Annotated in this window: 26 protein-coding genes; 18 read left to right on the forward strand and 8 right to left on the reverse strand. The window is 67.4% G+C overall.

Annotated features, from left to right (window positions below; translation table 11 throughout):
* Nucleotides 1-38: 38 nt before the first annotated feature.
* Both BHQ18_RS21615 and BHQ18_RS21620 read left to right on the forward strand, forming a co-directional pair.
* Nucleotides 39-788, forward strand: a complete 750-nt coding sequence (locus tag BHQ18_RS21615) for an SDR family NAD(P)-dependent oxidoreductase (RefSeq protein WP_069415694.1) — start codon at nucleotides 39-41, stop codon at nucleotides 786-788.
* A complete protein-coding gene (locus BHQ18_RS21620) occupies nucleotides 788-1339 on the forward strand; it encodes a nuclear transport factor 2 family protein (RefSeq protein WP_069415695.1) in 552 nt (183 codons plus the stop codon). The genes BHQ18_RS21615 and BHQ18_RS21620 overlap by 1 nt, the downstream gene beginning before the upstream one ends.
* A 62-nt stretch (nucleotides 1340-1401) precedes the next feature.
* Here BHQ18_RS21620 and BHQ18_RS21625 read toward each other — a convergent pair whose 3' ends face one another.
* Complete coding sequence (locus tag BHQ18_RS21625) at nucleotides 1402-2640, reverse strand: acyl-CoA dehydrogenase family protein (RefSeq protein ID WP_069415696.1); 1239 nt, start codon at nucleotides 2638-2640, stop codon at nucleotides 1402-1404.
* Nucleotides 2641-2696: 56 nt separating this feature from the next.
* Between BHQ18_RS21625 and BHQ18_RS21630 the strand changes: the two genes are divergently transcribed.
* From BHQ18_RS21630 to BHQ18_RS21660, 7 genes are all read left to right on the forward strand, one after another.
* Nucleotides 2697-3728 (forward strand): phosphotransferase family protein, encoded by a 1032-nt coding sequence (locus tag BHQ18_RS21630; protein WP_069415697.1) that lies wholly within the window; start codon nucleotides 2697-2699, stop codon nucleotides 3726-3728.
* Complete coding sequence (locus BHQ18_RS21635) at nucleotides 3725-4333, forward strand: TetR family transcriptional regulator (RefSeq protein WP_069415698.1); 609 nt, start codon at nucleotides 3725-3727, stop codon at nucleotides 4331-4333. Before BHQ18_RS21630 ends, BHQ18_RS21635 begins: the two co-directional genes overlap by 4 nt.
* Entirely contained in the window at nucleotides 4330-5079 is a 750-nt protein-coding gene (locus tag BHQ18_RS21640) for an SDR family NAD(P)-dependent oxidoreductase (protein WP_069415699.1), read from the forward strand. The genes BHQ18_RS21635 and BHQ18_RS21640 overlap by 4 nt, the downstream gene beginning before the upstream one ends.
* Complete coding sequence (locus tag BHQ18_RS21645; protein ID WP_234794263.1) at nucleotides 5076-5894, forward strand: SDR family oxidoreductase; 819 nt, start codon at nucleotides 5076-5078, stop codon at nucleotides 5892-5894. The genes BHQ18_RS21640 and BHQ18_RS21645 overlap by 4 nt, the downstream gene beginning before the upstream one ends.
* Before the next feature lie 11 nt (nucleotides 5895-5905).
* Nucleotides 5906-6796, forward strand: coding sequence for an SDR family NAD(P)-dependent oxidoreductase (locus BHQ18_RS21650; RefSeq protein WP_069415700.1), 891 nt, complete (start codon nucleotides 5906-5908; stop codon nucleotides 6794-6796).
* 85 nt (nucleotides 6797-6881) lie between these two features.
* Complete coding sequence (locus BHQ18_RS21655) at nucleotides 6882-8078, forward strand: cytochrome P450 (protein ID WP_069415701.1); 1197 nt, start codon at nucleotides 6882-6884, stop codon at nucleotides 8076-8078.
* 1 nt (nucleotide 8079) lies between these two features.
* Nucleotides 8080-9111 carry an alpha/beta fold hydrolase gene (locus tag BHQ18_RS21660; RefSeq protein WP_069415702.1) on the forward strand — a complete coding sequence of 344 codons (1032 nt, stop codon included), beginning with the start codon at nucleotides 8080-8082 and terminating at the stop codon, nucleotides 9109-9111.
* Here BHQ18_RS21660 and BHQ18_RS21665 read toward each other — a convergent pair.
* Complete coding sequence (locus tag BHQ18_RS21665; RefSeq protein ID WP_084294231.1) at nucleotides 9053-9751, reverse strand: TetR/AcrR family transcriptional regulator C-terminal domain-containing protein; 699 nt, start codon at nucleotides 9749-9751, stop codon at nucleotides 9053-9055. The genes BHQ18_RS21660 and BHQ18_RS21665 overlap by 59 nt on opposite strands.
* Before the next feature lie 44 nt (nucleotides 9752-9795).
* Nucleotides 9796-11064, reverse strand: a complete 1269-nt coding sequence (locus BHQ18_RS21670; RefSeq protein WP_069415703.1) for an acyl-CoA dehydrogenase family protein — start codon at nucleotides 11062-11064, stop codon at nucleotides 9796-9798.
* Between the two features lie 109 nt (nucleotides 11065-11173).
* On the opposite strand from BHQ18_RS21670, the gene BHQ18_RS21675 reads away from it, so the two are divergent.
* The 4 genes from BHQ18_RS21675 to BHQ18_RS21690 all read left to right on the forward strand — a co-directional run bounded on the left by BHQ18_RS21675 (nucleotide 11174) and on the right by BHQ18_RS21690 (nucleotide 16083).
* Nucleotides 11174-12292: an amidohydrolase family protein gene (locus BHQ18_RS21675; protein ID WP_069415704.1), complete on the forward strand. Its 1119-nt coding sequence runs from the start codon at nucleotides 11174-11176 to the stop codon at nucleotides 12290-12292.
* Nucleotides 12289-13128, forward strand: coding sequence for a hypothetical protein (locus BHQ18_RS21680; protein ID WP_069415705.1), 840 nt, complete (start codon nucleotides 12289-12291; stop codon nucleotides 13126-13128). The genes BHQ18_RS21675 and BHQ18_RS21680 overlap by 4 nt, the downstream gene beginning before the upstream one ends.
* A gap of 70 nt (nucleotides 13129-13198) precedes the next feature.
* Nucleotides 13199-15604: a CaiB/BaiF CoA transferase family protein gene (locus BHQ18_RS21685; protein WP_069415706.1), complete on the forward strand. Its 2406-nt coding sequence runs from the start codon at nucleotides 13199-13201 to the stop codon at nucleotides 15602-15604.
* Nucleotides 15604-16083 (forward strand): nuclear transport factor 2 family protein, encoded by a 480-nt coding sequence (locus BHQ18_RS21690; RefSeq protein ID WP_069415707.1) that lies wholly within the window; start codon nucleotides 15604-15606, stop codon nucleotides 16081-16083. The genes BHQ18_RS21685 and BHQ18_RS21690 overlap by 1 nt, the downstream gene beginning before the upstream one ends.
* A gap of 67 nt (nucleotides 16084-16150) precedes the next feature.
* On the opposite strand, the gene BHQ18_RS29265 is transcribed toward BHQ18_RS21690, so the two are convergent.
* Nucleotides 16151-17356 carry a cytochrome P450 gene (locus tag BHQ18_RS29265; RefSeq protein ID WP_084294233.1) on the reverse strand — a complete coding sequence of 402 codons (1206 nt, stop codon included), beginning with the start codon at nucleotides 17354-17356 and terminating at the stop codon, nucleotides 16151-16153.
* An 86-nt stretch (nucleotides 17357-17442) separates the two neighbouring features.
* Here BHQ18_RS29265 and BHQ18_RS21700 point away from each other — a divergent pair, with 86 nt between their 5' ends.
* Nucleotides 17443-18027 carry a TetR/AcrR family transcriptional regulator gene (locus BHQ18_RS21700; RefSeq protein ID WP_069415708.1) on the forward strand — a complete coding sequence of 195 codons (585 nt, stop codon included), beginning with the start codon at nucleotides 17443-17445 and terminating at the stop codon, nucleotides 18025-18027.
* A 63-nt stretch (nucleotides 18028-18090) separates the two neighbouring features.
* On the opposite strand, the gene BHQ18_RS21705 is transcribed toward BHQ18_RS21700, so the two are convergent.
* The 3 genes from BHQ18_RS21705 to BHQ18_RS21715 are packed head-to-tail and all read right to left on the reverse strand — an operon-like array spanning nucleotide 18091 to nucleotide 21582.
* Nucleotides 18091-19689 (reverse strand): GMC family oxidoreductase, encoded by a 1599-nt coding sequence (locus tag BHQ18_RS21705; RefSeq protein ID WP_069415709.1) that lies wholly within the window; start codon nucleotides 19687-19689, stop codon nucleotides 18091-18093.
* Between the two features lies 1 nt (nucleotide 19690).
* Nucleotides 19691-20113 carry an acyl-CoA thioesterase gene (locus tag BHQ18_RS21710; protein WP_205866164.1) on the reverse strand — a complete coding sequence of 141 codons (423 nt, stop codon included), beginning with the start codon at nucleotides 20111-20113 and terminating at the stop codon, nucleotides 19691-19693.
* Between the two features lie 2 nt (nucleotides 20114-20115).
* Complete coding sequence (locus tag BHQ18_RS21715) at nucleotides 20116-21582, reverse strand: aldehyde dehydrogenase family protein (protein ID WP_069415711.1); 1467 nt, start codon at nucleotides 21580-21582, stop codon at nucleotides 20116-20118.
* Between the two features lie 93 nt (nucleotides 21583-21675).
* On the opposite strand from BHQ18_RS21715, the gene BHQ18_RS21720 reads away from it, so the two are divergent.
* The 4 genes from BHQ18_RS21720 to BHQ18_RS21735 are packed head-to-tail and all read left to right on the forward strand — an operon-like array spanning nucleotide 21676 to nucleotide 24561.
* Entirely contained in the window at nucleotides 21676-22215 is a 540-nt protein-coding gene (locus tag BHQ18_RS21720; protein WP_084294235.1) for a PaaI family thioesterase, read from the forward strand.
* Entirely contained in the window at nucleotides 22212-23030 is an 819-nt protein-coding gene (locus BHQ18_RS21725) for a mycofactocin-coupled SDR family oxidoreductase (RefSeq protein ID WP_069415712.1), read from the forward strand. Before BHQ18_RS21720 ends, BHQ18_RS21725 begins: the two co-directional genes overlap by 4 nt.
* 23 nt (nucleotides 23031-23053) lie before the next feature.
* Complete coding sequence (locus tag BHQ18_RS21730; protein WP_069415713.1) at nucleotides 23054-23773, forward strand: FadR/GntR family transcriptional regulator; 720 nt, start codon at nucleotides 23054-23056, stop codon at nucleotides 23771-23773.
* A gap of 38 nt (nucleotides 23774-23811) precedes the next feature.
* Nucleotides 23812-24561 (forward strand): FadR/GntR family transcriptional regulator, encoded by a 750-nt coding sequence (locus BHQ18_RS21735; RefSeq protein WP_205866165.1) that lies wholly within the window; start codon nucleotides 23812-23814, stop codon nucleotides 24559-24561.
* A 17-nt stretch (nucleotides 24562-24578) separates the two neighbouring features.
* Here the strand turns inward: BHQ18_RS21735 and BHQ18_RS21740 are convergent, their stop codons facing one another.
* The gene (locus BHQ18_RS21740; RefSeq protein ID WP_069415714.1) at nucleotides 24579-25727 is read right to left on the reverse strand and encodes an acyl-CoA dehydrogenase family protein; all 1149 of its coding nucleotides are present in this window, start codon (nucleotides 25725-25727) and stop codon (nucleotides 24579-24581) included.
* Between the last annotated feature and the right edge of the window lie 88 nt (nucleotides 25728-25815).

A 25815-nucleotide genomic window follows, 5' to 3' on the forward strand; every position in this document is an offset into this window, starting at 1 on the left:
AGTATTCGGTCGTGATGTGAATGGAGGAGCCGACACCAATGGAGTCAAGGCTGGCAGGAAAAGTCGCACTCGTAACCGGTGCGGGCCAGGGCGTAGGCCGCGGGATCGCACTCGCGTTGGCGCGAAACGGCGCCCGCGTCGTGCTGGCAGGACGCACCAAGTCCAAATGCGACGACGTAGCCGCTGAGATCGTCGCCGAAGGTGGGACTGCGGCCGCGGTGCAGTGCGACGTCACCAACCGCGACGAGGTGACCCGCGCGGTCGAATACGCGGTCAACAACTACGGCGGACTGGACATCCAGGTGAACAACGCGCAGAGCGCGGTGCAGAAGCCGATCGTCGACACCACTGACGACGATGTCGACTTGTGCTTCCGAAGCGGAGCGATGGCGACCCTGTACGGGATGCAGGCTGCCTATCCGCATCTCGTTGCGCGCTCAGGCGGTTCGATCGTCAATCTCGGCTCGAGCACCGCGATCGACGGCAACCGGATGTTCGGCCCGTATGCGATGGCGAAGGAGGCGATACGGGGGCTATCCCGAGTGGCCGCACGTGAATGGGGCGCGGACAACATCCGCGTGAACGTCGTCGTGCCCAACGCGATGTCCCCTGGTGCCGAACAGTTCCGCGAGCAGCACCCCGACAGGTTCGCGCGGCAGGTCGCCGCGATTCCACTGCGGCGCATGGGCGATCCGCACGACGACATCGGGCGTGCGGTGGCCTCGCTGGTATCCGATGACTGCTCCTACATCACGGGGCAGACGATCATGCTGACCGGTGGCGCCTGATGCCCGGCAGCATCGAGGACCGGCTCCGCCGTATCGAGGACACCCTGGCGATCCAGCAACTGCCGATCCGCTATGCGATGGCCGTCGATGAACGCGATCTCGACGCATGGGTAGACCTGTTCATCCCCGATGTCCAGGTCGGGCGGGGCCTCACCGGTCGAGCCGCCTTGCGTGAGGCGATCGCGTCGATGACCCGGCAGTTCTACCGGTCGATCCACCAGATCGTCGGTCATCGAATCGACCTCGTCGACGCCGAGAATGCCACCGGCAGCGTGTACTGCCGCACCGAGCACGAAGTGGGAGACGAGTGGATCGTCATGGCGATCCGCTACGACGACACGTATCGCAAAGTCGACGGGCAGTGGTACTTCACCCGCCGCAAGGAGCGGCACTGGTATGCCGCGGATGTGACGCAGCGTCCGCAGGCGGTCGACTTCGAGGGGTGGGCGGTCGCTGGGCGGCCTAACTTACCGAAGTCGCAGGCGTGGAACGACTTCTGGGCTTCTGGTGACGCCACATCGGTGACCTCCTCTCCGGTCGACCGCGAATAGGAGGTGGGGTGACGGAGGGCCACATCTTCCATTCCTTCAGAATCGCTCGCCTTTGCTGCGGGTCAGAACAGGTCCCCGCCGGCCGCCGACGCTGTGGTGCCGGCCTTCTCGAACGCCCGCACCACACTGCGGCCGACCGTCCACCGGTGCACCTCGTCCGGTCCGTCGACGATCCGGTTCATCCGCGCCTCAGAAAGCCAGGCCGCCAGCGGCAGATCGTGGGTGTAGCCCAGTGAGCCGTGAATCTGCATCGCCGTGTCGATGACGTCGATGAGCATGTTGGCGATGTAGGTCTTGGCGATCGAGTTCTCGACCCGCAGATCGAGGCCCTTCTCCATCTTGTACGCCAGGTGCAGCACCATCAGCCGTGTCATGTACAGCTTTTCGGCGCAGTCGGACAGCATCCACTGGACTCCCTGGCGGTCGGCGACCCGCTGGCCGAACGTCACGCGCTCGCACGCCCGCGCGGTCGCCATGTCCAGCGCGGCCTGAGCCTTGGCGATGCTCCACATCCCGTGGCGCAACCGTCCGTAGCCGAGCCGGTGCTGACCCATCGCGAACCCCCGACCGCGGCCGCCGAGGATGTTCTCGTCGGGCACCACGAGGTCGTTGATCCGTACCTCCGCATGCCCCATGGTGACCTCGTCACCGTACGACGGCCCGTCGTGCTCACCCATCACCGGAATGTTGCGCAGAATCTCGAAACCGGGGTCGGGCAGTTCGACCAGGAACGTCGTGTACTGCTCGTGGCGGGGCGCGTCGGGATCCGTCTTGGCCATCACCAGCGCCAGCTGCGAGATGGAAGCCCCTGAGGTGAACCATTTCTCGCCGTTGAGCACCCACGACGATCCCTTCTGCACGGCGGCGGTCTGCATCCCGGTCGCGTCAGCGCCCGCCGCCCGTTCGGTCATCGCGAAGCACACCCGGATGTCACCGTTGACCAGGGGGATCAGGTAGCGCTGCTTCTGCTCCTCGGTGCCGTGCTCGATGAGCGTCAACATCGTGGCGTCCTGCGGGCCCATGCAGTTCATCGCCCACGCCGCGAGGTGGCTGAACGACCGGCCCACCTCCACCTGCACCACGGCGTTGGCCAGGTGACCCAGGCCCATCCCGCCGTACTCGACCGGCACGAACGGGCACCACAGTCCTCGTTCGCGCGCGACCTTCTGAAGTTCGGCGACGAGGCCGAAGAACGGCCGTGTCCCGATCTCCTTCTCGGCGGGCAGGATCACGTCGTCGATGAAGGCAGCCACGCGGGCACGCACGTCACGCACGTCGGCAGGCAAGTCGAAGTCGATCATTCGACAGACGCTGTCATGATTGACAGTCACTGTCAACAGCCGCTAGTTTGCCTGACATGACCACCGCGCAGCTCGTCGATGTCGACCGGCTCGACGCCTGGATCGGTGACCGCCTGCCCGGTGCCGGCACGCCACTGGTCGCCGAACGGATCGGCGCGGCCACCGGAATCGCCAATGCGCTGTACAAAGTCAGCCGCGGCGACAACGCGTGGGTGCTGCGTCGCCCGCCCGCGGTGAAGAACGATCCCAGCGCCTCGAACATTCTGCGCGAGTGGCGAATTCTGACTGCTCTGGAAGGCACCGCGGTTCCGCACCCGACGCCGGTGCTGCTGTGCGAAGACACGATCGTGCTCGGTGCGCCGTTCATGCTCATGAGCGTGGTGGACGGGTTCACACCTGGCTTCGTGCTACCGGAACCCTTCGTCAGCAGCGCCGATCTTCGCCGGCAGCTCGCCATGGCATACGTCGACGGCATCGCCGACCTTGCGTCGGTGGACTGGCAGACCCGTGGCCTCGACGGGCTCGGCAAGCCGGAGGGATTCCTCGAACGCCAGGTGCCGCGATGGCTCGCGCAGTTGGAGCGCTATTGGACAAGGGATCTGCCCGAACTGGACTTCGTGTGCAACTGGCTGACCTCGAACACTCCGACGATGAGCGCACCCGCGCTCATCCATGGCGACTACAGCCCGTTCAACGTGATGGTGGCCCATGACCCACCGGCGCGGCTGGCCGCCATCGTCGACTGGGACACCGGCACCATCGGTGATCCGCTCCTCGACATCGGGCACCTCCTGGCCCGCTGGACCGAACCCGGCGAAGAACCCCTCATCACCGAACAGGCCGGGGGCGTAGACGGATATCCGTCCCGGGCCGACATGGCTCGGCGGTATGCCGAGCGCACGGGACGTGACCTCTCGGCCCTGCCGTATTACCAGGCGCTGGCCCTGTTCAAGCTCGCGATCATCTTGGAAGGCTCGCACGCCCGCCAGGTGCACGCCGGCGTCGATCCCGAACATACCGATATGGGGCTGTACGTGATCAACCTCCTCCACGGCGCGGCCGCGTTCGCCCGAGGTGCGCGACGGTGACCGAACAGCTCGCCGAACGTCGGCGCCGTCTGCTGCGTGACGAGATCAGCCGCATCGCAGTGAACATGTTCGCCGAGAGGGGCTTCGACAACGTCACGGTCGGTGAAATCGCCGCAGCCGCCGGACTCTCGGAGCGCACCTTGTTCCGGTACTTCGCCACCAAGGACGAACTCCTGCTCGGATACGAGCACCACCTGTGGGAGCGGCTGGGGGAGGCGTTGGCCGCGCGCCCACACGACGAAGGACCCGTGACGGCGTTGCGCGAAGCCTTCCTCGCCACCTCTCACGTCGAGCCACAGGTCCGCGAGCGCGTGCTGCAACTCGGCCGGATCCTCGCTCAGGCCCCCGAGCTACAGGCCCGCACCCACGCCAGGCGCCTCAACAACGACGACGTCATCGTCGAGATGGTCGCTGGGCGCCTGCCCGGCCGCCGGGCGAAGGGCCGTGACCTGGCGCGGGTCATCGTGTCGGCGATGAGTGCCGTGGCGGCAACAGAATTCAATGCGTGGGTGGCCGCGGGAGGTCGCGGCGATCCCGCCGTCCGGATCGGTGAGGCACTGCACCTCCTCGAGACCGGCCTTCGTCAACTGGATGCGAACTCATGAGTAATCCCTTCGACCTCACCGGACGCGTCGCAATGATCACCGGCGCCACCCGCGGCATCGGGCGGTCGATTGCCGACACGCTCGCAAACGCCGGCGCCGAGGTGATCGTCGTCAGCCGCAAGGCGGACGCGTGCGAGCGGACCGCCACCGAACTCGAACAAACCGGCGGACGTGCCATCCCCCTGGCCGCGAACGTCAACCGCTGGTCCGAGTGCGACGAGCTGGTGCAGCGCGCGTACGCCGAAGCCGGCCGGATCGACATCCTGGTCAACAACGCCGGATCATCACCGCGGTATGACAGCGTGGACGCCATCTCCGAGGAACTGTTCGACAAGACCGTCGCGCTCAACCTCAAGGGCCCGTTCCGGCTCACGGCGCTCGTCGGGACACGGATGGCCGCCAGCGGCGGCGGCGCGGTGGTCAACATCAGCACCATCTCGGCGCAGACCGGCGCCGCACACGCCATCGTCTACGCCGCCGCGAAGGCGGGCATGAACAACCTGACCAAGTCGTTCGCCCAGGCGCTGGCACCCTCGGTGCGGGTCAACGCGATCATGCCGGGCGCGGTCGACACCGACGTCGTCAAGGCCTGGCCCCAGCATGAACGCGACCTCGCCGCATCGAAGGCTGTGCTCGGCCGCCTCGGCGAGCCTACCGAGATCGCCGGCGCCGCACTGTATCTGGCCAGCGACGCGGCGAGCTTCACCACCGGACAGGTCTTCGCTGTCGACGGTGGACTGTCATGAGCGCGGCGCGGATGGAACTCGCCGGCCGGTGCGCGGTCGTGACGGGAGGGGGACACGGGATCGGCCGCGCCCTGGCCGAAGAACTGACCGCACGCGGCGCGCGGGTGGTGGTCGCTGACCTCAACGTCGAACGCGCGCAAAAGGTCGCGGCGCGCGTGGGTGGGATCGCGGCGGCCTGTGACGTCGGTTCCCAGGACGCGGTCAACGACCTGGTCGCCAGCGCCGAGGACGCCTTCGGGCCGGTGGCGGTGTTCTGCTCCAACGCCGGCTTCTCCGACACCGGGGACGGGCTCCAGGTGTCCGCGGAGGACCTGCGTCGCATCGTCGACGTGAACCTGCTCAGCCACGTCTGGGCGGCCCAGGCGGTGCTGCCCGGAATGCTCGACCGCGGTGCAGGCTGGCTGATCCAGACGATCTCCTCGGCCGCGCTGATCACCGGACCGTCGTTCATGGGCTACACGCTCACCAAACACGGTGCGCTCGGATTCGCCGAATGGGTCGCGCTCAACTACGGGCACCGCGGTATCCAGGTCACCTGCCTGTGCCCGAACGCGGTCAACACCGGCATGCTCGGGCGCAACGAGGACGACGAGGACGACGAGCACGACGGCGCCGCCGGACGACCGGACCTCAGCGCGCTGGGGGAGGTCGTCGAACCCGAAGACTGCGCACGCCAGGCGCTCGACGCGGCGCAAACCGGCCGCTTTCTGGCGCTGCCGCATCCGCGGGTGGGGGATTCGTTCCTGCGCAAAGCCACCGACTACGACGCCTGGCTCGCCCGCACCAACCAACGACTCCAGCGCATGCGGGAGTGAAAGGAGCGCCAATGCGCCTCGCCGACAAGATCATTGCGATCACCGGATCCGGCTCAGGCCTGGGCCGCCGGGCGGCCCAACTGTTCGCCGAACACGGCGCGAGACTTGTGGTCAGCGACGTGGTACCCGGGCGCGCGGATGCCGCCGCTCAGCTGATCAACGACGCCGGCGGCGAAGCGATCGCCGTTGACGCGGACGTGCGCGTCGAGGCGGACATGCAGAATCTGGTCGCCCGGACCGTTGAGCGGTTCGGGCGGATCGACGTCATGTGGGCCAACGCCGGCATTCCGGAACCGGGTTTCGGCATGCAGGGGTTCGTCGACTCCGAACTCGAGGACTGGAACAACATCTTCGCCGTCAACGTGACCGGAATCTATCTCGCCTGGCGCTCGGCGGCGAAGTGGATGGTCGCCAACAACGTCGGCGGGACGCTTCTGGCGACCACGTCGGCGGCGTCGTTCGCGGCGTACCCCGGTTTCCCGATGTACGCGGCGTCCAAGGCCGCGGGCAACGGCTTGACGCGCGCGACCGCCCTCGAATTGGGCAAGTACGGAATCCGGGCGAACGCGTTGTGCCCCACGCACGGCATGTCGGTGAACTTCGCGCTCTCACCGGAGGCCGATGTGCTCGGCAAGTCGTACGAGGAGATGTCGCCGTGGGACCCCGACAACCGAGCCATGCCGTTGCGGTTGGACCGACCGCCACAGCTTCTGGACAACGCCTACCTGGCGTTGTTCCTCGCGTCGGACGAGGCGGCTTACATGTCGGGCCAGACCATCGCGTCGGCCGACGGCGGCCAGTTTGCCCGCACCTCGATCATCTTTCCGACTGATCTGGGCCAGTCCGACGACATCACCTCCGGCGCCCTGCCCGACGAGATTCGATCCGACTTGAACCGATGAGGTGTTCCCCTGTGCCTCACATCACGTTACAGTGTAAGGTCGGGTGGCCAGCAGCCCCCAGCAACGGCCCGGAGAACGAGGACTGATGACGCAAGCAACGAAGTTCGACCCGCGACTCGCCCCCATCGCCCAGTACGTCAAGTCGATGGCGAGCCCGCAGGCGTTCTACAGCGAGAAGGCGGGCAAGGTCCGCGCCGAGCGGGTCAATGGAGTGGTGACCCTTTACCGCTTCGACGACATCATCAGGGTCAATCGGCACCCGGCGATCCTCGGCAATGGCGGCCAGGGCGGTAGCTTCGGTAATGACAACCCGTTGATCCCGCTCGAGATCGACGGTGAGGACCACAAGAAGTGGCGCAAACTGCTCGACCCGCTCTTCGGCCCCAAGCAGATGGCGCCGCTGGAGGAGCAGATCCGGACGCTGGCAGGCGAACTCATCGACAAGTTCGCCTCGCGCGGACACGCGGAACTGCACGACGAGTTCTGTGAGCCGCTGCCGTCGCTGACGTTCCTGCGGCTGGTCGGCGCGCCGATCGAGGACCTCGATTTCTTTCTCGATTTCAAGAACGGTGTCATCCACCCGGAGGGTGACACGGTCGAGGAGATCGAGGCCAACATGGCGGTGGCCGGCGGCAAACTGCTCGAGTACTTCGTGAACTATCTCGCCGAACGGCGCAAGGACACCGAACAGAAGAACGACGTCATCGGTATTTTGTTGCGCTCGGAGGTCGACGGTAAGCCGATCGAGGAGCTCGACCTGCTCAACATCATGTTCCTGCTGATGTTCGCCGGCCTCGACACGATCACCTCGTCGCTGTCGTGCATCTTCGCGTGGCTGGGGCAGAACCCGGAGGCGCGGGACCGCCTGATTGCCGATCGCTCGCTGTTGCCGGCCGCCATCGAGGAGATCCTCCGGTACGAGTCGCCGGTGCCCGCAGGCCAGCGGCACGCCACCGCGGACATCGACCTCGGCGACGGCCTGGTGATCAAGGCCGGTGAGGCGATCCACGCGATCTGGGCCGCGGCCAACGTCGACCCCACCCACTACGACAATCCCCTCGAGGTCGACTTCAACCGCGGTCGCGCGCCGAACATGGTGTTCGCCAGCGGTACCCACCGGTGCCTGGGCTCGCACCTGGCACGGATGGAGCTGCGGGTTGCGCTCGAGGAGATCCTCAACCGGATTCCGGACTACCAGGTGCCGGCGCCCGAAGACCTTGTCTACGACAATGTCTCGGTCCGCACCGTGACCAAGCTCCCGGTGACCTTCACGGCGAGCTGACATGCGGCGCGCCGACGTCACCGTCGACGTCACCGAGGCGTGTGCCCTCGACTGTCCGCTGTCCATCGCGGCGACGGCGTACCTGCCGGCCCCCGAACGTCTCCGCCCTCGACAACCGGTGGTGTTCGCGCTACCGGGTGGCGGGTACTCCCGCGGCTACTACGACATGCACTTCGACGGGCACGACGGCTACAGTCAGGCCGCCCACCATGTCGAGCGCGGGCTGATCATGGTGGCCATCGACCATCTCGGGGCGGGGGACAGCACTGCGGAGGTCGCCGACACGGTTCGCATCGAGGACATCGCAGCGGCCGATGACGCTGCCGTGCAGGAGATCTCGCGAAGGCTACGGGACGGCACGCTGGTCGAGGGGTATCCGGCTGTCGACGTCGGTGCCCGCATCGGGATGGGGCAGTCGATGGGCGGCGGCGTCACCGTCATCATGGCGGCACGGCACCGCACGTACGACGCCGTCGCGGTGCTCGGCTACAGCGGAATTCACACCGTGTTGCCGCAGCGCAGCGCCGAGGATGCGCAGTACGTGGAGAGTTTCCACTACACCCGCGACGACGGGCCCGACTCGCTGTCCCTGTCTGCGTCGGCGGCCGCGATCCCGGAATTCCTCTACCCGTTCCACTACGAGGACGTGCCTGCCGACATCGTCGAGGCCGACACCGCAGGCGGCTACCCGTTGCGCCAGACGGCGCCGCCGTTCGGCAGCAAGAGCGTGCCGGTCTGCGTGGTCGCGATGCTGTCACCGGGCTACATCAGCGCCGAGGCCGCCGAGCTGTCGGTGCCGGTGTTCATCGGTCTCGGTGAGCGCGACACCGCACCTGAACCGCACCGCGAACCGTCGGCCTACCGCGCCTCGACCGACATCACCCTGTTCGTCTGCGAACGCATGGCGCACATGCACAACTTCGCCTCGACCCGAAAGAAGCTGTGGGACAGGCTTGTTACGTGGTTCGCGGCCGTCAGCGACGCCGGCGTGGACGCTTCTTCGCCGCAAGCTGGGCCTGCAGTCCAGCGATGATCGTGTCGACGCCGTAGTTGAAGAAGTCGCGTCCGCGCAGCTTGGTCAGGTGGGGGATCAGACGTTGCAACGTGTCCTCCAGGTCACCCGGCAGACCTTTGGCCGGGTCTGGAGTGTCGACTCCGACCACCTGGTAGCGGCCGAACAGGTAGGTGTGGATCATCGCGTACGACAGAAACACGTCCGCCCCTTCGAAACCCGCGTCGAGCAGGATCTCCATGATCCCGTTCATCAGCCGCCGGTCGGTGTTCTGCATCCGTTCGAGCATCACCGCGGCGATGCCCGGGTGATCGTGCAGTCGCGCGTCGATCCCGGTGACCACCTCGCGCAGTCGGTCCTCCCATGGACCCGAATCCGGCTCGGGCAGTTTGACTTCCGAGAGGAGCTTGCGGGTGACGAGGTCGAGCAGTTCGCGCTTGTCGTTGACATACCAGTACGGGGCCATCGCCGAGCGGCCGAGTTCGCGCGACAGCCGGCGCATCGACAGCGCGTCGAGACCTTCGGCGCGGATGATGTTCAGCGCCGCGTCGACGATCTGCTCCTCGGTAAGCGTCGGTGGCTTACCCCGCTTGGCGGTACCCGACGCCGAGTCCGCGGCGGCCTGCTTCGGCGCGATCAGCCCACTCCGTCCTCTCGGCATATGACTCGATCATGCTAGAGGACGGCGACGAAAGACGGGCGGTCTTAGATCCCCAGGCGATCGAGCAGCCGCTCGTAGTAGACCGCGGGCCCACCGAGCAGAAGGCTGGCCGACAGGGCCCGCCGCCACAGGCTCCTGGCTTCGTCGTCGCCGGTGAGTCCGGCGGCCAATCGGGCGGCCCGCACGGACGCGTCCGAGCACGCGATGTGGGCCATGGTCGCGACTTCCTCGCCGGCGTCCGGGGCGAGCGCGGCTGTCCACAGTGCGAGGGCAGCTGCGTGATCGAGGACGGTCTGGACGAGTTCGTCACCCGGCCAGTCGTGCTGGTGATGCGCCAGGATGCCGATCGCCCGCTCGAGCATGCCGAGCTGCTCACCGGCCAGTGCGGTCATGGCCAGGTCGATCGAGCGCCGCATCAGCAGCCCGCCCTGGCCCTCTCGCCCCAGCAGCGTGGCGGGGGTGTCGTCGAGCTCGACGGTGAACAGCGGCCGGCCGGGATCAATGGTTTCCACCGCGGTGACCTGGACTCCCGACGCGTCGGCGTCGACGGCGAACAGCGACGGGCCGGCCACCGAGCGCGCCACGACGAGCAGGACGCCGGCGTCGGCGGCGTCCTGCACGAAGTGCTTGGCCCCGGTCAGCTTCCAGCCCGCGGTCTCGGGTACCGCCCGGGTCTTGACCAGAGCGGGATCCCACGACCCGGACTTCTCGGCGGCGGCCAACGTGGCCCGCAGCTGACCGCGTTCGATCTTTGCGGCGAGCTCGGCGCCATCGCCGCGGATCGTGCGCAGCGTCTGCAGCGCCAGTGCGATGTTGCCGCGCAGCGCAGACGCCCCGTCGGAGCGCCCGAAGGCGCGCATCGCCGAGCCGAGGTCGCTCGGTCCGCCAGTGGGCGAGGGCTCGTCGGCGTCGTCGGCGGTGGCGCAGGCCTGCAGGTACTCGGTGACGCGGGGGCGGATCTGGGCCCGCGCCTCGTCGGCCAGCCGATCGAACGGTGTCGGATCACTTGCGGCAGCGAGGAAATGAGCTCGCAGAGGGCTGCCCCCATCGGCGACCAGGTGCGGACCCAGTACGGCGGACACGAACCGGGATCCCTCCTGTAGCGCGTCGGCCCGCAGCGCCTTCTGAACCGCGTCGTCGGCGGTGGCCGCATTGCTCGCGGCGGCCTTCACCAGCAGCGCGCTCAGGTCCCGCCGTAGTGCGCGATCGTCCCACGTCCAGGTCGAACGCATCAGCGCCGACAGCGTGTCCGCGGTGAGCGCCTCGGCAAAACGCGTGGTCAGCCCAGTTTCTGCGGCAGTTCCGGTGCTCATTCGACGACCTTCCCTCGTTCTTCGCCAATCCCGTTTCCAACTTCAACGTTACAGTGTAAGGTCAATACCAGATTCGCAGGTGACGTCGAACCCGAAGGAGCCCTCGAGCATGACGCAGGCAACCGAGATCGCACCCGAGACCGCCGAACGCGAGAAGATCTGGGCGCATTCCGGCGACTCGCACGCAATGGAGCCCGAGGACCTGTGGACCTCGCGGCTGCCCAAGCGGCTGGCCGACCGGGCACCGCGCACCGAGCGGGGTGAGAAGTACGAGATCGTCTACGTCGACGGCAAGCAGCTGAGCCGCCAGCTCAACGACTTCATGGACGCGATGCGTCCGCCGGGTGCCTCCGACATCGCGATCCGGTTGCAGGACCTCGACCGCGAGGGCGTGCAGTGCCAGCTGGCCTTCCCGTCGACCGGCTTCTGGACCGTCAACATCACCGACGCCGAGCTCGCCCGCGCGGCTGCCCGCGCGTGGAACCAGTGGTCGCTGGAAGAGGTGATGTCCTGGCAGAAGCGGATTTTCACCCCCTGTATCGTCCCGCTGGTCGAACCGACCGACGCCGCGGCCGAGGTGGAATGGGCTGCCGAACAAGGCTTTCAGTCGGTGTTCCTGCCGTGCACGATGCCCGACGACCGGCAGTGGGGGCTCGACATCTGGGAGCCGCTGTGGGCGGCGGCCGACGCCGCGAACATGGTGTTGGCCTACCACATCGGCACCGGCGGTGACACCGTCGTGTACCGGGGTCCCGGCGGTGCGGTGGTCAACTACATGGAGACGACGTACCCGGGCATGCGGGTCGTGTCGCATCTCGTCGCCAGCGGCGCGCTCGACCGGCACCCGGATCTGAAGGTGCTGATCGCCGAGGGCGGTGCCGGCTGGGTACCGGCCATCGGTGACCGGATGGACGAGGCGTACCGGCAGCACGGGATGTTCGTGCGGCCCAGGCTGAATCGGCTCCCGAGCGAAATCGTGCGCCAGCAGGTCTACGCGTCGTTCCAGCACGACATCAGCGCCGTGCAGATCATCGAGGACACCGGATACAACAACGTGCTGTGGGGTGACGACTACCCGCACCTGGAGGGCACCTACGGCCACACCCAGGAGACGCTGCACGGGCTGTTCGACTCGGTCGATCCGCGGATCAAGAACCGGGTGCTGCGCGGAACGTTCGAGGAGCTGTTCGACGTGCCGAAACTGGAAGACACCCCCGCGGCGACGTGACGGACGCTCCCGCCACGCACCAGTCCCGCCCGGACCCGCAGAGCGACTGGGCGCCCACCCGCGGCGTGCTGATGAGCTACGCCTACCTGGGTTCGCGGCCCCAGGCCGTGGACTCGACGCGGGCGGCCAACGAGCTTGTGCTGCGCGATGATCTGCGCACACCCGTGGGCGCGGTGCTTGCCGCGCCGTTGGCCATCGCGATGCTCGACGCGGCGACTGTCAACGTGGAGTCGATGCGGGTGCACGCGGTGACGCAGGTCGACCTCGACATCGTCGACTGTGCGATCGACACGCGACGCGCGTACCTCGCGGGCCGGGTCACCACCGAGATGCGCTCGCAACTGTTCACCGAGGCGCGGATCTTCGACGCGGACGACCCCTCCCGTCACCTGGGCTTCGGCACCGCGAACTGGTCGGTGCTCGGCCACTCACCGCACCGGTTCTGCTTTCCGCAGCCCGGCCCGCCGGATGTGAGTTGGGTCGGCAGACCGCCTCTGTGGCACGCCTATTCGGGCCGGCGGCGGGGCGAGGCTTCGATGGAGATTCCGCGCCTGCCGCTCGAAGTCGGAGTCGAATGGCTGCATCACGGACCGATGCTGGTCATCACCGAGGCGGTGGCACTGGACTGTGCGGCCGCCGCGCTGGGCAGCGACGAGCTCGTGGTGGAGCACCTGGCGATGACGGTGGTCGCGCCCGGACGAGTGGGCCCGTTCATCGCAACACCGGTCTACTCCGCGATAGAGGGCGACTCCGTCGGCTGCCGTGTCGAATTGCGCGACGCGGGTCGCGGTGACCGGCTGATCGCGGCCACGTCGGTACGGATGCGCCAGTATTAGCCGTCGGTGTGACCGTCGTAACTTTATGCTGTAAAATTGCCGGGCGATCACGGATGGCGAGGAGGCCTGCATGGAGCCGATCTGCGGCGGACTGAATGTGCTCGAACTCGGTGCGGGTAGTGCCGCGGCCGCCATCGCCGGCGTGGTGCTTGCCGACGCCGGTGCCCGGGTGCTGAAGATCGAGCCACCCGAGGGCGATCGGCTGCGCAGCGACAATCCGAGCGGATTCTTGGTCTGGAACCGCGGCAAGGAGAGCTTGGTGGCCGACCTGCGGACCCCCGAGGGGCAGCAGACGGTCCGCGATCTGGCGGCCAAGGCCGATGTCGTCATCGAGGGGTTCGCGCCGGGTACCACCTCGGCGTGGGGCATCGGAGCCGACGATCTGCGCGCTCTCAATCCGGCGCTGATCCATTGCAGCATCACGGGATTCGGTAAAACGGGTCCCTATTCGGCGTTGAAGGGCTACGACTCGTTGATCGCGGCGAAGGCGGGGCTGTGGGCGCGCGGAGCGTTCGGGCACCGCGAGGGGCCGATCATGTTCCCGGTCCCGTGGGCGAGTTTCGGCGCCGGTATGCAATCGGCGGCCGGGATTCTCGGGGCGCTGCTCGTCCGTGAGAGCACCGGGCGCGGACAGGCCCTCGATTCGACGCTGTTCGCCGGCCTGGACCCGATCGACTACTTTGTGGCGACCGTCGTGCAGGTGATGGCCAAGCGCGGTGAGAAGCCCAGCGGCGACGCCCGCGCGGCGACATCGGCCAGCCGCTTCGGTGTGCTGCTGGTGACCAGGGACGGCCGATTCATCCAGACCTCCACGATGCTGCCGCACCAGGGCCGCGCATTGTGCGAGGTGGCCGGAATCGCCCACGTCCTCGACGACCCGAAGTTCAAGGGGCTGCCGACCTTCGCCAACGCCGACGACGCCCAGGAGTGGGAAGACCTCCTGCTGGAAGCCTTCCGCGCCAAGGATTTCGATCACTGGCTGCCGTTGCTGCAGGCCAGCCCCGACGTCGCGTTCGAGGTCGCGGTCACCAGCGAAGAGGGCATGAAGCACCCGCAGATCGCGCACAACGGTGACGTGGTGAGTGTGGAGGACCCTGTACTGGGCACCATCCGTCAGGTCGGTCCCGTCGGCCACTTCGAGAAGACGCCGATCGGTCCGCAACGCTCGGCGCCCGCACTCGGTGACAACGCGGGTCCGCTTGCCGTCCACGAGTTTCCCACCGGGGGCGGTGCGGCCCCGAAGCACCCGTTCGAAGGTGTCACGGTCGTCGAGTTCGGGTCCTTCTATGCGATGCCGTACGGCACCGCGATGCTGGCCGCGCTGGGCGCGCGAGTCATCAAGATCGAGGACGGCAACGGCGATCCGCACCGCAACTCGTTCGGTCCGGAGGTGGCCACCAACAAGACCACCGCGGCGAAGGAGAGCCTGTCGCTGAATCTGCGCACGCCCGAGGGCCGGGCCATCGCGCAGCAGGTCATCGCCAAGGCCGACGTGTTCGTCAACAGCTTCCGCACCGGCGTGGCCGAGAGGCTGGGCCTGGGGTACGAGGAGCTCTCCGCGCTCAATCCCCGGCTGCTGTATGTGCACGCCGCGGGTTACGGGACCGATGGGCCGTACGCCAAACGCGCCCTCTACGCGCAGGCCGCGCAGACTGTTGCGGGCAGCTTCGGCAGGCAGGTCGGCTACTGGGTGGATCCCGCGCAGAGCGAGGGTTTCTCGGTGATGGAGCTGCAGGCGGTGGTGCTTCCGCGACTGAACATGATGGTCGACGGCGACAGCAACGCCGCGCTCGCGGTGCTCGCGGCTCTGTCGCTGGGGATCTACCACCAGCGCCGCACCGGCACCGGGCAGTTCATGCGAACGTCGATGATCGGCGGCAACGCGTGGGCGTACGCCGACGACTTCTGCACATACGACGGCAAGCCGGCGACCCCGCTGTGCGACAGCGAGTACTACGGGACCAGCGCGCTGGACCGGGTGTATCAGGCCGCCGAGGGCTGGGTGTGTCTGGCGGTGAAGACCGACGCGGAGTTCGCCACCCTGGTACGGACGTTCGGCTTGCCGGAACTGGAGACCGACGCGCGGTTCGCAACGGCGGAGGCGCGCAAGGCCAACAACGACGAACTGGAGACGCTGCTCGCGGCGAAGTTCGCCGAACGCCCCGCCGGCGAATGGGAAAAGGAGTTGACGGCCGCGGGTGTCGGGTGCGTCGAGGCGAATCTCATGGGCCAGCCGATCTTCACGGTGTTCGACCCCGTGCTGCGCGAAACCGGGCTCACCGTGGCGTTCGACCACCCGGTATTCGGTGAAATGGTCCGTGCCGCGCCGCCGGTCACGTTCTCCGAGACGCCGGGGCGCGTCGCACCGCCGTGCCAGCGCGGCGAGCACAACCGGGCCATCCTTGCCGAGCTCGGCTACAGCGAAGCCGACATCGCCAAGTTCGAGGAGCTCAACGCCGTCGTTCCGCAAAGCTGATGCTGCCGCGGGAGCCGAGGTCGGCGCAGGAAGCGTGCGACGTCGTCGCGATCACCCACCTCGCCGTCGCGTACGCCGAGGCGGTGTCGCGCGGCGAGATCGCCGAAGCCTGCCAGACCTACGCTGTGGACGGCGAACTGCACTCGCCGACAACCGAACCCGCAATAGGTCGGGCAGCGGTCACCGAGACCATCGAGCGGACCTGCGCGGATCTGGAGTTCGTGTTCCAGACCGTGCACCAGGGGATGGTCACCGTCGACGGCGACACCGCACGGGCGCGGTTCCCGATCACCGAGTGGGCGCGCCGCCGGTCCGACAGCCGGCCGATCCAATTCCTCGGCGTGTACGACGACGAATGCGTGCGGACCGCGGACGGATGGCGCTTCGCGCGGCGGACACTGCTGCCGAAGACGATCGGCAAACCCGAGGGGTTGGCGGGCCGGGTCTTGCCGCTGAGCCCGCCTGCCGTCTGGACCTGACGCCCAACGTGAAGCGGTGGCGAGTTTCCGGCCGAAAACTCGCCACCACTTCACATTCGGCGCGCCGTCACCAACTCACCGGCAGCGTCTTGCGACCCCAGAAGTTGAACGGGTCGATGCGGGTACCGGAATTCTCGAGACGCAGGCCGGGGAACGCGTCGAGCAGGGCGGTCAGCGCGATGTTCGCCTCCAGCCGCGACAGCTGCGCGCCGGGGCACACGTGCGCGCCGCGACCGAACGCGATGTGCTTGCGCAATTGCTCCTGCGGCCGGTCCAGACGGAACTCGTCGGGACATTCGAACACCGCTGGATCACGGTTCGCCGCACCGTAATTCGCGTGGATCTTCGACTTCGCGGGGATCGGCACGCCGGCGAGCTCCACCTCGTGCAGGCTGGTCCGGAACATCCCGAGCACCGGCGCGTCGAACCGCAGGCTCTCTTCGATCGCGCGGTCGATGAGGCTGCGGTCGGCAACCAGTTCGGCCCAGCGGCCCGGATCCTCCAGCAACCGCCACACGACGTTGGTCAGTAGCGACGTTGTCGTCTCCGCCCCGGCCAGCAGCAGGTTCATCAGCGAATTGGAGATCTCGAAGTCGTTCAGCGGGCGACCGTCCTCGGTGCGGAACACCAGGAGCGTCGACATCAGGTCGTCGGGCACCACGGTGCCGAGGTGCTGCGGACCCGGCTCGTCGACCTTGGCCAATGCTTCGCGGCGCGGCGCCAACTGCTCGGCCCAGTAGTCGTCGAGTTCCGCGACGATGCGGCGGAATCCGCTGATATCGGTGCTGTTCATCCCCTCGGTCATCAGCGGATCGGCAAGCGCCTGGAACCGTTTCGGGTCGCCGCTGACGCCGAGCAGCTTGATGAAGACCGCGATGGGCAGCGGGCCGGCGAACAAATCCTGGAAGTCGCCCGGACCGTGCGCGCGCATGCCGTCGACCAGTTCGTCGACCTCAGCGGTGATCTCGGGGACCAGCGCCTCGATGTTGCGCGGGGTCAGGCCGGCCATCACGGCGCGGCGGAACTTGAGGTGTTCAGGTCCGTCGGTGTTGAATCCGACGCCCCGCTGGAACTGCGGGGAGATCCCGTAGCGCGCCGTCCAGTCGTCGCGGTTCATCACGATCTCCACCACGGCTTCGTAGGTGAACGCCGTGTAGAACGGTGGCTCGTGGCCCTCGAACCTGTGCACCGGGCAGGTCTCGCGCATCTGCGCGTAGGCGCTGAACGGGTCTTCGAGGACGTCGCGGCTGAACGGGTTGTAGTCCGGTGTCATCCGACGCTCCTCAATTAGGGGTCCACAATGGTCCCCTAAGTGTGAGTTCGGTTGGCACGGAAGTCAAGAGATGCCATGCTTCGGCGGTGACCGGTGAGAGCGCCAAGCGGCCAGGGCGTCCGCGCGACGAAGCGCTCACCGGGCGCATTCTCGACGCGGCCCGCGACGAACTCACGGCCGCCGGCGTCGACGGTTTCAGCATCCGGCAGGTGGCGCGCCGGGCCGGTGTGACCCGCAAGGCGGTCACCGCCCGATGGGCGGGCGCCGATGAGCTCCTGCACGACGCGATGGGTGCGATCGACGAGTTGGAGTTCGAACCCACCGGTGATCTCGAACGCGACCTCACCGAGCTGGGACGAAAGTTCATCGACGGGTTGGCTTCCGGAGCGCTGGACCTGCAGTTGCGGGTCACCGCCGACGCGCCCCAGCATCCCGAGGTCTACGAGGCCCTGCAGCAACACGTGCTGCTGCCGATGTCGCGCGCGCTGGTCGCGGCGTTCAAGTCCGCGCAGACATCAGGACAGGTGCGCGACGGTGACATCTCCTGGCTTGTCCGCGGTTTCGTCGGAGCGCTGCTGGCGCAGACCTTTCAGCTGCCCGGACGCGTTGCGCCGTCGGAACAGGATCTGCGCGAACTGATCGTCGAAGTCAAGCGCTGGAGCCGCCCCTGACCCCGAGCGTGAAACTGTGGCGAAATTTCGGCCGAAATCTCGCAACCAGTTCACAGTCGGCGCTCAGGCGCCGGACAGGATCAGGTCCGCCGCGTGCCAGGCCATCGCCATCGCGGGCCCATTGAGGTTGCCCGAGACCATCGTCGGCATCACCGAACAGTCCATCACGCGCAGACCGTCCACGCCGCGGACCCGCAGCGACGGGTCCACGACGTCGTCGTCGGACGGCCCCATCGCGCACGTGCCGACTGCGTGGTATCCGCAGTAGCCGTGATCCAGTGCGGCGTCGACGATTTCCTGCTCTGACTGCACCGCGGAACCGGGCCGGGTCTCGGCCACGATCAGGTCGGCGATCGGCGACTGCTCGAACAGATGCCGCATCGTCCGGAACAGCGCCGAGACGACCCTGCGGTCGTGGTCGCTGGTGAGGAAATTCGGGTCGATGTCGAGCGGGGCATCGGGGTCGGCCGACGTGATCGTGACATGACCCTCGCTGTCGGGGCGCAGCACGTACCCGATCGCCTGCATGCCGGGTTCGCGTTCGAGTCCGAGTTCCTTGCCGGGCTCGAACGGCGCGGCCGAGAACGGCGCCATCAACAACTGCGCGTCCGGGCGATCCAGTTCAGGTGAGGTCTTGAAGAACCCGACGACGTCGTAGGCGCCGCCGGCCAGCGGCCCCTTGCGGGTGGCCAGGTACTGGATACCGGTCAGTGCCTGCTGGGCGGCCGTGGCGAGCTTCTTGTTGTAGCCGACGTTGCGGTTGAGTCGGTACTGCAGTGACACGCAGCGGTGTTCACGCATGCGTCTGCCGACGTTCGGGCTGTCCACCCGGACCTCGATGCCGAGCCTGCGCAGCTCGCTGCCATCTCCGATTCCGGAGAGCTGCAACAGTTTCGGCGTCGCGATGCTGCCCAACGAGAGGATGGTCTCGCGACGCGCGGTGTACGTGGCGCGACCTTTGCCGGTCCTGGCCTGCACGCCCACGGCCTTGTCGCCCTCGAACACGATCCGCTCGACGGTGGTGTTGACCGCGATGGTCAGGTTCGGGCGGTTCTGCACGGGCCGCAGGAACGCGTGCGCGGCGCTGACCCGACGGCCGTTCTTGATGGTGCGCACCGCCGGGCCGATGCGCTGGTCGTCGGTGGCATTGAGGTCGTCGGTCACCGCCCAACCCAGGCCGCGGGCCGCGTCGACGAACTCGCGACTCACTTCGACCAGCGGACCGACGGATACGTCGAGCGGCCCGCCGGCGCCGCGCGTCGCATCCGCACCCAGTGAATGGTTCTCGATCTTGCGGAAGATCGGCAGGATGGTGTCCCAGCCCCAACCGGGGTTCCCGAGTGACTCCATCGCGTCGTAATCGGCGCGACTGCCGCGGTTGTACACCATGCCGTTGACCGCGCTGGAGCCGCCGAGGGTCCGGCCGCGGACCCACTCCTCGACGTTGTTCGACGGGCCGATCGGCCGCACCGGGAAGTGCCAGGTGAGCTTGTCGTCGCCGAGGATCTTGCCGAACCCCTTGGGGATCCGTATCAACGGGCTGCGGTCCTTGCCGCCGGACTCGATGAGCAGGACCGAAATCCGCGGATCCGCCGAGAGCCGGTTGGCCAGAACACAACCCGAGGATCCCGCCCCGACGATGATGTAATCGAAGTCGGACATATCAAGCTCCCTTCGCGACAGTGTGGTTCAGCGCGGCGAGTTCGGACTCGGTCCACGGACGCGAACTCGAACTGTCCCCGGTCAGCACAACCTGGACGGTGCGCACGGTCGCGCAGCGGCCACGGGCGGTGCTCATCTCGTTGATCGTGGTCAGCGACGAGGTGCCGACGCGCTCGAGCGACGACGCCACCTCGACGACGTCAGTCTCGAACACCGGTGCGTGGTAATCAACCGCGTTGTGCACAACGACGATCGACCGCCACGCATCCGGTAGCAGCGCGCGCAGATACCGGGCGCGCGCTTCCTCGGCGTACACCAGAAACGTGCTGTTGGTGACGTGGCCCAGCGGATCCAGGTCCGTCCAGCGCGGTTCGATCCGCAGTACCGCGCCGGGCGCGGGGTCGCCGCCGTTGGTTTCGCTCAACCTCAAACCTTGGCCGGGCTGGCGATCGACTTGGTCCGCAGGTATTCGCGGAATCCCGCGACACCGTGCTCGACACCGTCGCCGCTGATGCCCCACCCGCTGAACGGCGCGTCGGGGGACAGGTAGAACGAGTTGTTGATGTTCACCGTGCCCGCCCGCAACTTGTGCGCGACCCGCCAGGCGCGCTCCTCGTCGCGGGACTGCACGTACGCCGACAGGCCGTAGCGGGAGTTGTTGGCCACGCGCACCGCTTCGTCGTCGTCGCCGTCGTACTTGACCACGGTGAGCACCGGACCGAATACCTCGTACTGCGCGATCTCGGCGTTTTCGTCGACATCGGCGACGACCGTCGGCTCGTACCAGAATCCCTTGCCCCGGTCACCGCGCTTACCACCGCACAGCACCCGCGCGCCGGCGTCGCGGGCACGGTCGACCAGACCTTCGACCCGCTCGAGCTGCTCCTGGCGGATGATCGGGCCGACCAGGTTGCCCGGATCGGTGGGATCGCCCCACGGAAGGTTGCCGACGATCATCTCGAGCCGCTGCAGCACCTCGTCATAGATGTCGGCATGCACCACCATCCGGGTCGCCAGCGCGCAACCCTGCCCACTGCTCGACATGCACATCGCCACCCCGATGCCCGGTGCCATGTCGAGGTCGGCGTCAGGCAGCAGGACGTTGGCGGACTTGCCGCCCAACTCCAGCACGACGTGCCGGATCCCGTTGGCGGCGCGCTCGGCGATGCGCTGACCGACCCCGGGCGAGCCGGTGAAGTGGTACAGGTCGATGCGCGGGTCGGCGGTCATCGCATCACCTGCGATCGCCTTGTCCTCGGAGCTGATCGTGTTGATCACGCCGGCGGGGATGTCAGTGTGGTTCGCGGCGATCTGCGCCAACCGGGCGGCGGTCAGCGGGGTGTCCGGTGCGCTCTTGAGCACGACGGTGTTGCCGGTCGCCAGGGCGTGGTGGACCTTCCAGATCGCGGTCATGAACGGTGCGTTCCACGGGGTGATCGCCCCGACCACGCCGTAGGGCTCGTAGCGGATCCGGCGGTTGCTGGTGAATCCGAGCATCTCGTAGGGAGGCAGATCCTCTTCCCACTGGAACGAGGTGATCAGGTCGTTGAAGAAGTCCATCCCGTCGACCATGACGTCGACGTGGCTGTTGATGACCGACGTGCAGACCCCGGCCTCGGCGGTTACCAGCGCGCGGACGTCTTCGATTTCTTTGCGCAGGCCGTCCTGCAACTGCTCAAGGCAGCGCCGGCGGAATTCGCGGCTGGTGCCCCAATCGGTCTCGTCTGCGGTCCGGCGTGCGGCGGCGATCGCGTCGGCGACGTCTTCCACGCCGGCGTCGGCGGCGGTGGCCACCACCGACTCGTCGGCGGGGTTGAACACGTCGTACCGGCGACCGGACTTCGCTTCCCGGAACTCGCCGTCGATGAACAGCCGGCCCTCATGTTCGGTCATTGCTCCGCCTCTCCGTCCGGTTTCGCCCGGAAACGACCCGGGCAACCTTACGCTGTAATGTGATCCCTGGCACCGTAACACTTGGGAGTGAGCATGGGCAACGAAATCCGGGCGGCAGAAACTCTCGGGACGGTTCACCCCGACAACCCCGACCCCGCCCTGCGTGCGGTGCTCTCGCCGACCGGTGTGGTGCTCTGTGGTTCCTGCCAGAAGTTGTCGCGCTGTCGGCTCGGACTGCACCGCGAAACCCTCGGTGACGACGGGGTCGTGGTCAGTGAGATCACGTGTCCGCGTGACCAGGAGGGCGGCATCAGCGTCGCCCACGGCGGTTGGACTGCGGGCATTCTCGACGAGATGGTCGGGCACGCGCTGCTGCTGCGCCAGGAGTTCGCGGTCACCGGCACGCTGCAGGTCAAATTCGTCAAGCCGGTGCCCATCGAGCGGCCGATCATCGGCCGGGCCCGGGTCACCGGACGCGAGGGGCGACGGGTGTTCGTCAGCGCCGAACTCGTGCTCGCCGGCAGCGAGGCGGTGCTCGCCGAAGCCGAGGCGATCATGGTCCGCCGACCGCCCGACCACTTCGAGCGGCACGAGAAATGGTTGTCCGAACTCGACGCGAAGGCCGCCCGATGAGCGCGTTGCTGGATGGCCGGGTCGCGTTCGTCACCGGCGCCGCCCGCGGTCAGGGGCGCAGTCACGCCGTGCGGCTGGCGCGCGAGGGGGCCTCGATCATCGCGATCGACATCGCGGGCCCGGCCGCGGAGGCGAACACCTATCCGCCGGCCACCGCCGACGATTTGGCGGAAACCGTGCGGCTGGTCGAAGCCGAAGGCGGGTCGATCATCGCGCGCATCGCCGACGTCCGCGATCCCGACGCGCTCGCCGGCGTGCTCGCCGAGGCCGTGCCCGAGTTCGGTGACCGGCTCGATGTCGTGGTCGCCAATGCCGGGATCTGCAACTGGGGCCGGTTCTGGGAGATGCCCGACGAGCAGTGGCTCACGCTGGTCGACGTCAACCTCAACGGCGTCTGGCGAACGATGAAAGCCGCTGTCCCGCAGATGATCAAGGCTGGCAACGGCGGTTCGATCATCACCGTGAGCTCGGTGGCGGGGATCAAGTCGCTGCCCGGGCAGGCGCACTACAGCGCCGCCAAACACGGCGTGGTGGGCCTGACCAAGAGTGCGGCTATCGAACTCGGGGAGTATGGGATCCGGGTGAATTCGATCCACCCCTGGGGCGTTGCGACGCCGATGGCCGAAGACCCGACGACGGCCACCATGCTCACCGAACACCCGTCCTATGTGATGTCGTTCGGCAGCGTTCTGCCGGCGGTCCCGTTGGCCGAACCCGGCGACATCTCCGACGCGGTGGTGTACCTGGCCTCCGACCTGTCGCGGGCGGTCACCGGGACACAATTGACGCTGGACATGGGTGCCACCAAGGTCTGATCACCCACCGTTATCGTTGAGCGATGACGGCACCGGTGCGCGACCAGAACCCGGCCCGCAAGGCGGCTGAGGTCGCCGCGGCGAGCCTGCGCCGCCAGATCATTCTGGGGGAGCTGCGCGAGGGCGAGTCCCTCCCGTCCGAAGCTGACCTGCTGGCCGCTCTGCGAGTTTCGAAACCCACGCTGCGGCAGGCGATTCGAATTCTGGAGTCCGAGTCATTGGTGACGGTGCGGCGCGGGCCCCGCGGCGGGATCCATGTCAGCGTGCCGACGGTCGAGACCGCCGCGGGTTATGCCGCGACCGTCCTCGAATACCGGGGCGCCGACACCGCAGATCTGTTCGAGGCCGCAGCCGCGCTGGAGGGGCCGTGCGTGGCGATGCTCGCGCGGTCGCGGTCGGCCGAACAGGTGCGTCGGCTGCGGGCAGCAGTGGCCGAGGAATCCGAGGCGCTCGACGATCCGCAGCGGCTGCTGAGCCTTGAGAACGACTTCCACCGCCTGATCGTCGAATGCGCGGGCAACGCGACGTTGCGGGTGCTGTGCGAGATGATCCGCACGCTCATCGACACGGCGACGAGCCGGTACCTGAGCGCGACCAGACCCGCTGTGCACGGCCCGGCGTTCGTGGCGGGTTCGCGCACCCATCGCAAGGTCGTCGATCTGATCGAGCGCGGGGACGCCGAGGCCGCCGAGGCGCTGTGGCGGAAACACATCCGCGAGACCGCCGCGCGGATCGGCGGCTGAGCAGCTAAAACGCGCTTTGCGTTATATCATCTATCGATATGGTGCGACGCACGACGGCGGTGACCGTCCCGAAGGCGAGCGCGCTGATCGCCGCCGATCTGCGCCGGCGCGTCGTGACCGGTGAACTGGCGCCCGGCGAGCAATTGCCCAGCGAGACCGCGCTGATGGCGGAGTTCGGGGTATCCCGCCCGACTCTGCGGGAGGCGTTCCGAATTCTCGAGGGGGAGTCGATTCTGACCGTCGTGCGGGGCCCGCGCGGCGGGGCCCGGGTGCTCGAACCCGACGGTTCGACGGCCGCGCGCTACACCGGCACCCTGCTGCAGTACCAGGGCACGCCGCTGAGCGACGTCTACCGCGCGCGCACCGAACTGGAGGTGTCGGCGGTCGGCATGCTCGCCGCCGCCCGCGCAAAGGGCCCGGTGCGTGCGCTCGAGCTGTTGGCCGGCGAGGGCGACGGGCTCATCGACGACGAGGCGGCGTTCGCCGCCTACAGCCTGCGCTTCCACATCGGGGTGGTGGAGAACGCGGGCTGCACGACGCTCGCGGTGCTCGGTCGCATGCTGTTCGACATCCTCGACACCCATAACGCCCAGTTCATCGCGGCGCATCCGCCGGGGTTCGAACGTGTGGCGAATGAGAAGGCGCAAGCCGCCTACCGCAAGCTGGCCAAACTGCTGCTGGACCGTGACGGCGCTGCCGCGCAACGGCATTGGCGCCGCCACCTCGAAGCCGTACAGGAATTCATGGTCGGCCAGTCCGACACCGCGCTCGTCGAAGTGCTGAGCTGACCGCCTCGGGGGAACGGCTAAAAGCCCATTCCCTTACCGACGATGTCGAGCATGATCTCGTTGGTGCCCCCGTAGATGCGTTGCACCCGGGCGTCACGCCAGATCCGCGCGATCTCGTACTCGTTGATGTAGCCGTAGCCGCCGTGCAGCTGCAGGCACCTGTCGACGATCCGCCACTGGGCCTCGGTCGACCACCACTTGGCGCCGGCCGCCTCGTCGGCGGTCAACTCGCCGCTGTTGACCGCGATGATGCACTTGTCGACGTAGGTCTGCATGATGTCCAGCTCGGTCTGCATCTGCGCGATCGCGTGGCGGTTCACCTGGAAGGTGCCGATGGGCTGACCGAAAGCCTTGCGGTCGTGGGCATACTGCGTCGTGAGCTCCAGTGCCCTACGGGCGGACGCGGCGGCGTGGATTGCGATGCCGAGCCGCTCGGCGGGCAGGTTGCGCATCAGGTAGTAGAAGCCGCGGTTCTCCTCGCCGATCAGGTTCTCGGCAGGCACCCGCACGTTCTCGAAGTTGAGTTCGGCCGTGTCGGCGGACCGCTGACCGATCTTGTCCAGTTTGCGCCCCCGGGTGAAACCAGGGGTGCCCGATTCGACGACGATCAGGCTCAGGCCCTTGTGCGGCTTGTCGGCGTCGGGGTCGGTGCGGCACGCGACGACGACGAGGTCGGCCAGGATGCCGTTGGAGATGAACGTCTTGGCGCCGTTGATGATGTAGTCGCCGCCGTCGCGTCGCGCCGAGGTCTTGAGATTTGCCAGGTCCGAGCCCGCGCCGGGCTCGGACATGGCGATAGCCGTGATCAGCTCGCCGGATACGTAGCCGGGCAGCCAGCGCTTCTTCTGCTCGTCGGTGGTCAACTCGGTGAAGTAACCGGCCAGGATGTCGTTCTGCACACCCAATCCCAGCCCGACACTGCCGGTGAGCCAGAATTCCTCGTTGACGATGGCGTTGTAGCGGAAGTCCTTGATACCCATGCCGCCGTACTCCTCTGGCACCTCCCAGCCGAGCAGGCCGAGCTTGCCGGCTTCCAGCCAGGGTTCGCGGTCGGTGTAGCCTCGCTGCTCCCACTCCTCGGTGTGAGGCACACACGACGTTTCGAAGAAAGACCGTGCGGTCGCTCGGAACTCGTCGTGTTCGGGCTCGAAGATGTCACGACGCATTGTGGTTCTCCAGATGAGTGAGGGGACGGTATCGGGGCAGGAATCGACCTACCGTATGCTCCAATAAGGTTATAGATTTAACGGATTA

Origin of the sequence: Mycolicibacterium flavescens, assembly GCF_001722335.1 — a bacterium.
In the GTDB taxonomy this organism is placed as follows: domain Bacteria; phylum Actinomycetota; class Actinomycetes; order Mycobacteriales; family Mycobacteriaceae; genus Mycobacterium; species Mycobacterium flavescens.